Here is an 11613-nt window from a genome sequence, read left to right as displayed (position 1 = left end):
AAAGAAAAGAACCTGCATAAAGCAGGCTCCAGGGTCAATCCGCAATATTTATGCTGTATTCTTTGAACCAAATTTCCATCTGGACAAGATTGGCAAGAAGCTGGGGCCCTGTCATCAGCTGCCCGAACCATGGCTCCCGGAAGGATCTCCCCTCCGTTTCGATTATGTCCTTCAACTGTTCTTCATCAAAGAACTCATAGAGGGCAGCGCTTCTGTCAGCCAGTATTTCGGAGAGCATGCCCTTTACAGCTTTCGTATATTCAGGATTATGGGTTTTCGGATACGGACTCTTTTTGCGGTATAAGACTTCATCCGGAAGGATTCCCTCAAGTGCCTTGCGGAGGATTCCTTTTTCCCGGCCAGCGAGCATCTTCATCTCCCATGGGATATTCCATGCATATTCGACCAGCCTGTGGTCAGCAAACGGGACCCTAACCTCAAGGCTCGCGCCCATGCTCATCCTGTCTTTGCGGTCAAGCAGTGTCGTCATGAACCAGATCTTATTGAGGTAGAAAAGCTCCCTCCTCCTTGCCTCCTGAGCGGTTTCCCCTTCAAGCACAGGCGTCTCTGCAACAGTTTCCCTGTACTTGCTGTGCATATATTCTTCAAGCTGGAGCTTCTCACGCCAATGCGGCTTCAGCAATAGCTGCCTTTCCTGTATGGAACGCATCCATGGAAAGCCGCTGCGGTTCAAATCATCCTGGCGGTGAAACCATGGGTAGCCCCCGAATATCTCATCAGCGCATTCACCTGAAAGGCTTACGGTAAAGTCCTGTTTGATTTCTTTACAAAACCACAGCAGCGAAGAATCGACATCAGCCATTCCCGGCAGATCCCTCACAAGGACGGCTTCCCTCAGATGTTCTGCCAGCTCGCCCTGAGAGATGATGCTTGAGTGATGGATGGTCTGGAATTCTTCGGTCATCTTCCTGATAAAAGCTCCGTCAGAGTTAGGCTGGAATTCATTTGCCTTGAAATGCTTATCATTATCTTCATAATCAATGGAATATGTGTGCAGCGGCCCTTTTCCCTTTTCTTCATAGGCTCGGGAAGCTACCGCAGTAATAGCACTCGAATCGACCCCGCCAGACAGAAAGGTGCATAACGGAACATCTGACACGAGCTGCCTTGTGACAGCATCTGTAAATAAATCCCTCACCTTTTCAGCTGTTTCCTCCAGATTGTCCGTATGCTCCGCACTTTTCACATTCCAATAGCGCCAGATTTTTTGCCCTTCCCTTGATAATGCCAGCGCATGGGCTGGCCTAAGCTCTTTTATTCCTCTAAAGACTCCGCTGCCAGGGGAACGGGATGGCCCCAGGCCAAATACTTCAGCGAGCCCTTCACGGTCAATCTCAGTACGTACTTCCGGATGGGCGAGGATCGCTTTAAGCTCAGAGCCGAAAATGAGCCCCTTTGCCGTCTCTTTATAGAAAAGCGGTTTTACGCCCAGACGGTCTCTTGCAATGAACAGGCGGTTTTCCTCCTGGTCCCATACCGCAAAGGCAAAGATCCCATTCAAGTGCTCCAGGCAATTTTCTTTCCATTCTATATAAGCTGTCAGCAGAACTTCTGTATCAGAATGAGTGCTGAAAGAATATCCTTTTATAAGGAGTTCTTTTCGGATATCTTCTGTATTATAAAGCTCGCCATTATAGCAGATTGTATAAACGCTGCCTTTTGCCTGCCTGGACATCGGCTGTTTGCCGCCTGCAGGATCAACGACGGACAGCCGTTTATGGCCAAATCCCGCATGGATAGCGGTCCATACGTTCGTGTCATCCGGCCCGCGCTTTGCAAGTGTTTCCGCCATTTTCCCGACTGCTGCAGCCTCTTTTCGCAAATCTCTGCTAAAATCAATCCAGCCCGTTATTCCACACATTCTCATCATCCTTTCGTCAGCGGAAATCAGGTTACATCCTTTTGCATGATGACATTGTATGCAGGGCCTAGGAAATGGTTAATTGTCCCGTATAGATGATTATTCAAAAATAATAATGTCAGAAAATCTGACCATCTCATTGATTGAAGGCAGACAATCCAGAACCACTTTAGCAGAATAGTTAGGTTTGCGGCATTACACTTCCCTCTCTAACATGAACTCCTTTTAATATTTCTGCCCTTTTTAGGGATGCATGAACATTCTTAATGATTCAATGGAAATGTAAAAACTATTTAAGTATATCGATCGGCTATTTTTTCCAGCAAAGTTTAACTTTTCCAGGGCCTCTTCCAGTATTAGAGCCAGCGATTTTCATTTCCAGGAAAAGCTTAGCAGTTATAAATTCCTGACTTTTTGTCTAAAAAGGATGTTGAAGGAATCATATGGAGGTACAAGATGAACAGACAGCAGCGAACCAAACTCTATGAGTTCCAAACCCGGGCATTCACGATTGGCACAGTCGAATGCATCAACGAGCAGTGGGTTTTTTTCGATGAAGAAACAGAAGAAGCCTCAATATTGGATGAATTCCTCCATCAGGAAATAGAAGTATTGCGATATAAGCGGTGGAAAAAGGGTGTCCTGTTTGAAAATGGGCGAATCGGGCTTGCGGATGAAGTGATTTCGCTGAAAAACCAGGACAGCATCCGGATGAAAAAACACCTCACCTTCTCTCTCGAAAGATTGCTGGACGAAGTGAATGATGATGCCTTTTATCAATTTGTCACCACCTTGAATTCACTTCAATTCTCGATCTTCGACTGCATTTACTGCTATAACCACTTGAACTTCCTGAATGACAGCGAGCGGAAAAACGGAGTCAACTTCATTATTTTCGATAATCAGGAATGCATCTGCAATGTCCAGCACCATTTCTGCTATTACGAAAAAAAGAGCGACCGGTTCGAATTCACCCTTAACACAGGGAAAAGGCTCGTCATTGAAAAAATTACTCCATGATAGAAGTAAAGGCATGGATTTGAATCATCCATGCCTCTTCTATCTGTTCTTCCCCTCATACATGTCGCTTTTCAATCAGCCGTATCCCAAGCCCCATGAGGATTACGCCCATCAATAGGAGGATCGCTACCGGATAAAGCATATCCATGATTGAGTTGCCGGACACTACGGCTCCCTTCATCATCTCCATCCCATAAGTAATGGGTATGAAGCGCGAAACGCCGACAAGCAGCTCCGAACTGACAATTTCAATCGGCCAGTACGCCCCGCCAAGCATGGCAAAGCTGACGCTGATCAAAGGGATAATGCTGTTGAACTGACTCATTGTTTTTACGACCCCCGTCAGGAATATGGAAAGCGCGACAATGGAAAACAGATAAGGAATCACAGCGATCAGCACTGTTCCGAACCTTCCATTAAAATCAATTCCTGCACCGAATTTAAAGACAAGAAACACAAAAACAATTTGGATATATCCGATTAAAAAGCTCCAAAGCAGATTGGCCAGGTACATTTCGGCTTTAGACGTCGGTGATAAGATGAACCGGTCCCAGAGCCCGGACTGTTTATCACGCAAAATCTCGGCAACAGTAAAAGCAACTGTATAAATTGAAAAAAATAAAGTGAAGCCGAATAATGACTGCAGCGGCTGGCTGTATTCAGCTGTATCTTTCTGGTTGAACGAGGACAGGCCAAGCTGGAAGGCCGGTTCTTTTTCCGCTTCCTTAAGGACTTTTTCAGCCGCGGCCGGATCGTCCGCAAGCTGGACAATTTGCTGTTCCTGCACAGATTTCATATAATATCGTCCGATATACTGATTCAGCAGCTGCAGATTTTGCGAAGCCCCCGCATGATAGATTACATAAGAATTCTGACCAATCTCCACGGCAGCTTCCGCGTTTCCTTCAGCCACTTTCTTCTTTGCCTCATCTTTAGTCTGCATGACAAAAGAGAAAGTGTCTCCATCATTCAGCTCTTCCATGATTTCCTTATTGCTTCCATCTGCCGAAGAATATATCGGAATCTCTATTTTCACAAACGCGGACTGCCCAGTAAGATAGGCAAACGCCATGCAGATGATCGTTGAGGCAATCAAAGCACCCGGATTCCTCAATGTCAGGAGGATCTTCCCCCATAGCATTCCAATCATGCTGCCTCCCCCTTTCTAGGCTGCATCAACAGTGCAGCGAACAGCAATATTGCTGAAAATACAGCAAGGGACCAGAGCTGGCCAGCAGTTTCTCCAAGCGGATAGCCCTGAAGGATTTTCATGTAAGCTGATATTCCCGCTCCCCCGGGTGAATAAGATCCAAAACTTTCAAAAATGCCGCCCAGCTGGGAAACAGGAAAAAAGCTTCCCCCCACAAAAGCAAATACAGGGACAAGAAAATTCCCAAACACGCGGCCCGCCCTTTCTGAGCTGCTTCGATAGTTTACTGCAGAAAGCAGGCTGGCAAAGCTTCCAATCATGAAGGAAATGGCGCCTGTAATGATCAGGTAGTCCAAAATGTCAGGATAAGAAACATCAAAAATGAGTGCCGACAGGCCAAAGAGAATATTCAGCTGCAAAAAGCAAACGATGGCCGAAGCAGAAAAGATCCCTGAAAAGAAAATTGAATTTGGAATATTGGCCAGAAGTATCCTGTTGTACAAATGCTCTTCCTTCTGGGTATATGCAAAGCTGGCTGCCGTGGTAGCCACGTAGAAGACAAACATCATGCTCATTCCAATGGCATAATAGCTGACAGAGCTGATTTCGTTCACTTTGCTGACCGATTCGATTGAGCCAAGTTCATCAATGCCAGCCTCCTTGATTTCGCCAGCTGAAATACCAACCGTCTGGATTCCCTGCCATAAGGAAATCTGCTCCTGGAAATTGGCCAGAAAATCACGTATTACCCCTGCCCTGAGCGCATCTGAATCATTCAGCTGCAATTCAAGCTCCGGAGCCTTACCTTCCTTCAATAGGCTGTGCCGGTAATAATCAGCGGTAAAGCCTGCAGGAATTGTCAGCATCGCGCTGTATTCCTCCTGGCGCTCTGAATCCAGCTCCTCTGAGATATAATCCACTCCGATGCTCTGGCTGAATTCTTCATCGCCGAAAACTTCCTCAATCAATATGGCCGCAGGATTGAACATTTCCACTGCGTTAGCAGCTTCTTCCTTAGCTTCATCGGGCATAGGGAAATTCTCTATCATTGCGGCTGCTTCTGCAGCACCAGCTTCATAATCATCCTGCACCCATACAGCAAGCTTGATATCAAGATCCGGGATTTCATCGCTGTTCAGCGCACCGAGCGCATTCCCCAGGATGCAGATCAAAACAAACGGCATCAGGAGAAGGATGATCAGTTCACGCGGCTTGCGCCAAAAAAGCAGGAGGTCCTTTTTGATCATTTGAAAAAGCATACCCTTCCCCCCTAATCCCTGAGCTGCCGTCCGGTCAGATGCAGGAATACATCTTCTAGGGTAGGCAGTTCTATATTGACAGCCGTTACAATTGTGCCGGTTTGTTCAGCTGAACGGAATATATCCTTCAGCAGATGTACCTGTTTAGGAACTATGATGGTCGCTGTCTGCTCTTTTACAGACAGCTGCCTGATCCCTGCATGCTCCTCCAGCAGGCGGATAAACTCCCCTCTCATCAGATCAACCTTTATATTGATTGCCTGTTCAGCCGACAGGATGCTTTTAATTTCATCCTTTGTCCCGGAAGCGATGATTTCCCCATGGTCCATGATGTAGATCCTGTCGCACAGATATTCCACCTCTTCCATGTAATGGCTCGTATATAGAACTGTCATATTCTTTTCCCTGTTCAGGCGTTTCACGGTTTCAAGAATATAATTCCGGGACTGCGGATCGATGCCTACGGTAGGTTCATCCATAATGACCAATTCCGGTTCATGCAGGAGTGCAGCACCGATATTCAGGCGCCGCTTCATGCCTCCGGAAAATGTTTTCACCAAATCCTTTTCCCGGTCCTCAAGGCCGATCATTTCCAGTACTTCTTCTGTTTTTTGTTTTAGCCTTTGTTTGGGCAAACGGTGGATCCTCCCAAAGAATTCAAGGTTCTCCCTTGCCGTCAGTTCATTATAAAGAGCAATTTCCTGCGGGACGACCCCAAGGATATTCCTTAGTCCGGACGGCTTCTGGAGAATGCTTTCATTTTTGACCCTTACATCCCCGCTCGTTGGCGATGTAAGGGATGAAATCATTGATATGGTTGTCGATTTGCCCGCCCCATTCGGGCCAAGGAGTCCTACGGTTTCTCCTTTTTCCAGATATAAATTCACGCCATTCACTGCGGTTTTATTCTTAAATTTCTTTATAAGCTCTACAGCCTCCAGCATTCCATCTCCCCCTTATTACCTTCAATATACAACTTCAATGGAAAACCGCACTACTGTCTTCCGTCATCAAAACCATCCTCTGGATATGACCTCCGTCACTTTTAAAGAAGATTTCTGTTAAACAGACATGGAAAAGGGGCTATCGGTATAGCCCCTGGGTTTTCACATATTGAAATAATAACAGGCAAACCGGGACTGCCCGCCATGCCTTGCCTTACTTGCTTCTTTAAAAATCATCTGCCAATCTTAGAGAATATCATTCTTTACTGCAAATATCGCAAGCTGGGTCCGATCCCGCAAATCCAGCTTCTGCAGAATCTGGGTCAAATGGTTTTTCACTGTTCCCACTGACAGATACAGCTCTTTTGCAATTTCCTTGTTTGATTTTCCACGCCCGATGAGCCTTGCAATATCACGTTCCCGGGGAGTAAGCGGGACTTCAGCCTCTTTATGGCATGAGTGGTCCAGAAGCTTCGGCATGACTTTGGCGGCAACCTGCTCGTGGATGCTGATGCCGCCTTCCAGGCAGCTCCTGATCGATTGCAGCAGACGGGGTCCATCAGAGGTTTTCAGCAAAAACCCATTTGTCCCTTCCCTCAAGGTCTGCAGCGCATATTCTTCGTCATTGAAAGTAGTCAAAATCAGTATTTTTACGGCTGGCCATCTTTTTCTAATCATCCTCGTCGCTTCTATGCCATTCATGACAGGCATCTGAATGTCCATAAGGATAATATCCGCTCCATGGGATTCCATTTTTTCAATCGCTTCCTTGCCATTTTCCGCTTCACCGGCTACAGAAAAGGCACCATCCTGTTCAATGATCATCCTCAGCCCCTGCCTGACAATCACTTGATCTTCCACTATTAATATCCTGTTCATTTTTTATCCCCCTTTACAGGAATGGACCCCTGGATGACAAACTGGCTGCCATCCGAATAGATCTCGACAGTGCCTCCTGCCCCATGTACCCTTTCCCTGATGCTCTTAAGGCCGAAGCTTTCACGGATAGGGCCTGGGCTGTGAAAGGCATTCCTGATCTCAAAGGATATCCCCCCGACAGAGGAGACACCAAGAATTACATCAACTTCTCTCGATTCACTGTATTTAAGGCAGTTCGTCAAAGCCTCCTGAATGATCCGGTATAAAGCTATACTATGTATATTAGGAAGGACAAGGCTTAAAACCCCCTGCTTTGTTGTAAAACGGATCCGCAGGCTGCTTTCGCTCTCAAGCTTCCTCACCAGCTGGATGATGGCAGGGATTCCTTCAATTGCCTCTGATTTAAGGGCCCGTACTGCCCGCCTTGTTTCCTCCAGGCATTCTTCCACTGTCTGCTTCATTCGGGCAATGCTGCCGTTATGCTCCATAAGAAGCATGCTCTGCATTTCCATCCCGAGTGCTGTCAGCTTATGGCCGACAGAGTCATGGATATCCCGTGCGATCCTAGTCCTTTCCTCCGCCCTGGCTGCCCCTTCATTCTTAAGTGCCTGCCGTTTGGCTTTCCGGTATTCTTCAAGCACCTGATCATAAAGCTCCCTGAGCTCCTCAATTCTGCAGCGCGATGAATTCAGCCCGATGCAGTACGCATATCCCAGACTTAGTGCGGCAATTGCCAGCATGAATGCGATAACAGAAGGCCTGAGTATAATCATGGTTAAGGCCGCCAACACGGCCGTTCCGCCCAGAAGGCTGTATAAGGCTGCCGGCCGGATCGACTGAGCTGCTTCGTACAAGTAAAAAAACGCGGCCAACAGCAGAAAAGGCCATGCACCCCTATCCAAGTAAGTGGCAATCAGAGGAAGGTTGAGCATAAGAAAGGAATAAAGGATCAGTTTCCTTTCAGTGACGGCAAGCAGGAAATAAGCTGCGAACGATAAGGAACAGCTGAAGAGATAAATGGGGCGGACTGTGTTTTCAATGAAAAAGAACAGTCCGGCCCATATGATCGCCATAATCAGGAATCGTATATAAAAAGGTATCATCCAGTCCTCCTTCAAACTCAGAGCTTAAGCCTGGACGGCGGTTCAGACAGCAAAACCGGCGTCAAAAAATAGAATTTATCATCTGTCCGGATTTTTTCCGGCAGCTTCCTCATCTTCTCTCTTTTTTATAGCTTCCAGCACTTCCTTCTGGGTTAAAACCGGATGGCTGCTATGCTTTCCGAATGCCTGGACAGCATAAGTGATCGCAATCAGCACAACAATAAGAATGATCAAGATCCAGGCTCCTGACATACCTCTCCCCCCTAAACAGATCCAGTTCTTAGAATATTCTAGGACAGATTCAAAGCAGCTTTTTTGCCAAGCGCCTCTTCAAACTGTTCGGCGCCAAGCGGCCTGTGTATAAAGAACCCCTGGGCAAAATGGCATTTCAAGTCCTTCAGCAGGCGCATTTGCTCTGCGGTCTCCACTCCCTCGGCAACCACCTTGACATGCAGGCCGAGCCCCATGGTGATGATTGCATTAACTATGGCAATGTCAGGTGAGCCGGAGCGCAGATTATCTATGAAAGAACGGTCAATCTTCAATGCATCTATAGGCAGATGCTTCAAATAGCTCAAAGAGGAATAGCCTGTCCCAAAATCGTCAATGGCGACCCTAATGCCGTTCCTCTGAAGCTCCTGTATCACAAGGATGCTGTTCTCCATGTTCCGGAGCATCGAACTTTCTGTCAGCTCCAGCACCAAATACTGGGGTTCAAGTTTTGTTTCCTGCAGTACATGAAGGACTTTTTGCACAAAACCAGGCTGCTGGAACTGATGTACAGACACATTGACAGACACCGACAGGCTCCCGAGCCCCTTCAGATGCCATTCTTTCGTCTGTCTGCAGGCAGTTTGCAGCACCCAATGGCCTATTTCATTAATCAGCCCGGTTTCTTCAGCCAGCGGGATGAAATCACCCGGAGATACCAGTCCAAGCTTCGGATGATTCCAGCGGATCAGCGCCTCGCTCCCATATATTGCACCGGTTTCAAGATTGGTAAGCGGCTGATAGCAGAGAAAGAACTCTTTCTTCTGCAGGGCTTTTCTCAAATAGCTCTCCAATTCCAGCTTAAGCAGCGTCTGCTCATTCATTTCTGTCGAATAGTATGTAAGCCTGTTCCCCCCCTGGTGTTTCGAACGGTTCATGGCAATATCGGCATTTTTCATCAAGGTTTCTTTTTCATTTCCATCTCCTGGATAGAGGCTGGCACCTATGCTCCCGGTTATAAAGAATTCCTGTTCGCCATAATAGACTGGGGCGGATATTGCCTGCAAAATATGATTGGACAGCTTCATTACCCGGGAGGAATCCGCCTCCTTCGCAAGTATAAGAGTAAATTTATCTCCGCTGAAACGGCCGAAAAAGGACCCGGGAGGAAGGATTGCTTCAATCCTTCCTGCTATCTGCCTGAGTATCTGGTCGCCGGCATAATGCCCCAGGCTGTCATTAATCAGCTTAAAGCGGTCTATATCCATAAAAAGAACAGCAAGCGAACGCTTCTTCTTCTTTGCCTTCTGCAGCAGATCATCCAGTTCTTCCATGAACTTCAGGCGGTTTGGCAGCCCTGTATCTTTATCATAATAAGCAAGCCGGGTCATTTCCTCTTCAATTCTCTTCTGTTCGGTGATATTCCTTCCGATGCAGTATATGCCTGCAGGCTCGCCATCGACAGTGATCGGGATATTCTTCAGTTCATAAAGATTCCTGGCCCCATTTTTTGATTGGATCTCGAGGTTATAATACTGCTCTTTCCCGTTCACCGTCCGGTAGAAATGCCTCCTGACCCTGGCCACATCCCGGCTGTCAATAAACCTGAGCGCCGGCTTTCCGATCACCTCTTTTTCATTGAACCCGAAGTTGCGCTTAAAGGCTGGATTAATGCTTGTAAAATTGCCCTGCATATCTGTTGAATAGACAAAATCGGCGTTATTGTCAAAAAGGGACCGGTAATACTGCTCAGAAACACTTAAACTATTATTCAGCACCTTTATATCATCCTTGGAAGCATGCATCAGATGGGTCAGCGCAGAAAGTGTATGGAAATGCTTCGGCTTGGCATATTCACCGATATCCCTGTCAACCTTCTTCACAGGCTGGACGCCTTCTCTGATGGAGAGGTATGTGAAGGCATGTCCCACCATCTTTGGTGCACCATCATCCTTTGCAGCTATTTCTCCATATGTAAAAAATCCGGATGCTGGAGCGATTTCCTGGAACCACTCGAGCTCCTTATGTGTAAAATCAAGAAGGAATCCTTTTCTTGCAAGGCAGGCATAGACAAAAAAGGCTTCAGCGGGCTTTCTCGCCAAATTTTGCAGGTCCTTAACAGATGCCTCGATAATTTCATCAATATTCAGATAAGCAAAAGCGAGCTTTTTTCCTTCTTTTACAGGGCGGTTTACCTCAACTGCCCCATTGTCCAGCACCTTTGTTATAAAAATGGAAGCCTTTTCTTCATCACCCTCCAGCAGAAAGGGAAATTCAATCCCTGATGCCGGAAGTCCCCTGACCAGCTCTTCCCCCAGGTATTGCTTCAGGATCTGAAGCGGCTTTTTATCATCAATGCTAAAAATCTGATTGTGCCTGGCTTTTGTGATTTTGAAGCTTTTGCCGATTTCCTGCAATCTGTAATTGCTGCCTGCTTCAACGATAAGCCCCTCATTCTGAAGGACAGCCGCGGCGACTCCACTCCCTGACGTTTCTCCGCCGGCAAAAACGGCGGTCTTAATCAAATTCCCATGATTCCCTGCCGCTCCCCCTCCAACCGCTATATCAGGACGGATATCATGTACACCATCGAGGACTGCCTGCATATCAAGATCAAATCCAGCTGAAAAGAGGATCAATGCTTTAGCATCATAAGAGGCCAGCGCAGTGGCGATGCTTCTGCCCATTTCAAATGGATTCCGGTACTCCCCGCTTTTGAACAATCCTGTTTTCACCTGGGTTTCCTTGAATAAAGAAAAAGTGATGACTGTCTCTCCTTCAAGCACTTTCCCATTGTAAATCTCACCCGCAGAAGTGCAGCCAATCATGGCTGCAGAAGGCAGATGTTCTTTTATTGCTTCCTGTATTTCAGGGATTTCCCTGCTGTTTTCCGTTCCGGAGAATACCTGCACAAGAACATTCGGATATTCGCCGATTACATTTTCCTGTATATATTGAATCAGCCTGCTTTTATCTATATATCTACAGCTTAAAGTTAATAGCATGTTCTCCACCACAATTATGTTATTTTATCTATATGATAAAAATACCATATTTACCGGCAGATAACATGACTATTATGGAAATATTATGATGAATAGATGCTTTTGAACGATTGTGGAAGAGACGGGAAGGGGAAATCCGGAGAGAACAGCAGCAAATAGAC

At 46.6% G+C, this 11613-nt stretch carries 9 protein-coding genes; 1 reads left to right on the top strand and 8 read right to left on the bottom strand.

All coding sequences use genetic code 11. From position 1 onward, the window contains the following. Positions 1 to 34: 34 nt before the first annotated feature. A complete protein-coding gene (gene asnB / locus ACQCVH_RS03560; protein ID WP_426834483.1) occupies positions 35 to 1882 on the bottom strand; it encodes an asparagine synthase (glutamine-hydrolyzing) in 1848 nt (615 codons plus the stop codon). Positions 1883 to 2338: 456 nt separating this feature from the next. Between asnB and ACQCVH_RS03555 the strand changes: the two genes are divergently transcribed. Next, positions 2339 to 2902, top strand: coding sequence for a DUF2777 domain-containing protein (locus tag ACQCVH_RS03555; RefSeq protein WP_426834482.1), 564 nt, complete (start codon positions 2339 to 2341; stop codon positions 2900 to 2902). 55 nt (positions 2903 to 2957) lie between these two features. Here ACQCVH_RS03555 and ACQCVH_RS03550 read toward each other — a convergent pair whose 3' ends face one another. From ACQCVH_RS03550 to ACQCVH_RS03520, 7 genes are all read right to left on the bottom strand, one after another. Continuing rightward, positions 2958 to 4052: an ABC transporter permease gene (locus ACQCVH_RS03550; protein WP_426834481.1), complete on the bottom strand. Its 1095-nt coding sequence runs from the start codon at positions 4050 to 4052 to the stop codon at positions 2958 to 2960. Then, the gene (locus tag ACQCVH_RS03545) at positions 4049 to 5311 is read right to left on the bottom strand and encodes an ABC transporter permease (RefSeq protein ID WP_426834480.1); all 1263 of its coding nucleotides are present in this window, start codon (positions 5309 to 5311) and stop codon (positions 4049 to 4051) included. The genes ACQCVH_RS03550 and ACQCVH_RS03545 overlap by 4 nt, the downstream gene beginning before the upstream one ends. Before the next feature lie 11 nt (positions 5312 to 5322). After that, the gene (locus ACQCVH_RS03540; RefSeq protein ID WP_426834479.1) at positions 5323 to 6255 is read right to left on the bottom strand and encodes an ABC transporter ATP-binding protein; all 933 of its coding nucleotides are present in this window, start codon (positions 6253 to 6255) and stop codon (positions 5323 to 5325) included. Positions 6256 to 6501: 246 nt separating this feature from the next. After that, entirely contained in the window at positions 6502 to 7134 is a 633-nt protein-coding gene (locus tag ACQCVH_RS03535) for a response regulator (RefSeq protein WP_426834478.1), read from the bottom strand. After that, positions 7131 to 8237: a sensor histidine kinase gene (locus tag ACQCVH_RS03530; protein ID WP_426834477.1), complete on the bottom strand. Its 1107-nt coding sequence runs from the start codon at positions 8235 to 8237 to the stop codon at positions 7131 to 7133. Before ACQCVH_RS03530 ends, ACQCVH_RS03535 begins: the two co-directional genes overlap by 4 nt. A 78-nt stretch (positions 8238 to 8315) precedes the next feature. Beyond that, positions 8316 to 8489, bottom strand: coding sequence for a hypothetical protein (locus tag ACQCVH_RS03525; protein WP_224900000.1), 174 nt, complete (start codon positions 8487 to 8489; stop codon positions 8316 to 8318). A gap of 38 nt (positions 8490 to 8527) precedes the next feature. Continuing rightward, the gene (locus ACQCVH_RS03520; protein ID WP_426834476.1) at positions 8528 to 11452 is read right to left on the bottom strand and encodes a bifunctional diguanylate cyclase/phosphodiesterase; all 2925 of its coding nucleotides are present in this window, start codon (positions 11450 to 11452) and stop codon (positions 8528 to 8530) included. Positions 11453 to 11613: the final 161 nt, after the last annotated feature.

The organism is Bacillus infantis, assembly GCF_050107595.1.
GTDB lineage: Bacteria > Bacillota > Bacilli > Bacillales > Cytobacillaceae > Bacillus_AB > Bacillus_AB infantis_C.
This window is presented reverse-complemented; position numbering and strand designations above follow the sequence as displayed.

Coding starts and splice junctions, on each gene's coding strand:
- ACQCVH_RS03545 (WP_426834480.1), bottom strand. CDS start 5,311: ATGCTTTTTCAAATGATCAAAAAGGACCTCCTGCTTTTTTGGCGCAAG.
- ACQCVH_RS03530 (WP_426834477.1), bottom strand. CDS start 8,237: ATGATACCTTTTTATATACGATTCCTGATTATGGCGATCATATGGGCC.
- ACQCVH_RS03555 (WP_426834482.1), top strand. CDS start 2,339: ATGAACAGACAGCAGCGAACCAAACTCTATGAGTTCCAAACCCGGGCA.
- ACQCVH_RS03550 (WP_426834481.1), bottom strand. CDS start 4,052: ATGATTGGAATGCTATGGGGGAAGATCCTCCTGACATTGAGGAATCCG.
- ACQCVH_RS03535 (WP_426834478.1), bottom strand. CDS start 7,134: ATGAACAGGATATTAATAGTGGAAGATCAAGTGATTGTCAGGCAGGGG.
- ACQCVH_RS03525 (WP_224900000.1), bottom strand. CDS start 8,489: ATGTCAGGAGCCTGGATCTTGATCATTCTTATTGTTGTGCTGATTGCG.
- ACQCVH_RS03540 (WP_426834479.1), bottom strand. CDS start 6,255: ATGCTGGAGGCTGTAGAGCTTATAAAGAAATTTAAGAATAAAACCGCA.
- asnB (WP_426834483.1), bottom strand. CDS start 1,882: ATGTGTGGAATAACGGGCTGGATTGATTTTAGCAGAGATTTGCGAAAA.
- ACQCVH_RS03520 (WP_426834476.1), bottom strand. CDS start 11,452: ATGCTATTAACTTTAAGCTGTAGATATATAGATAAAAGCAGGCTGATT.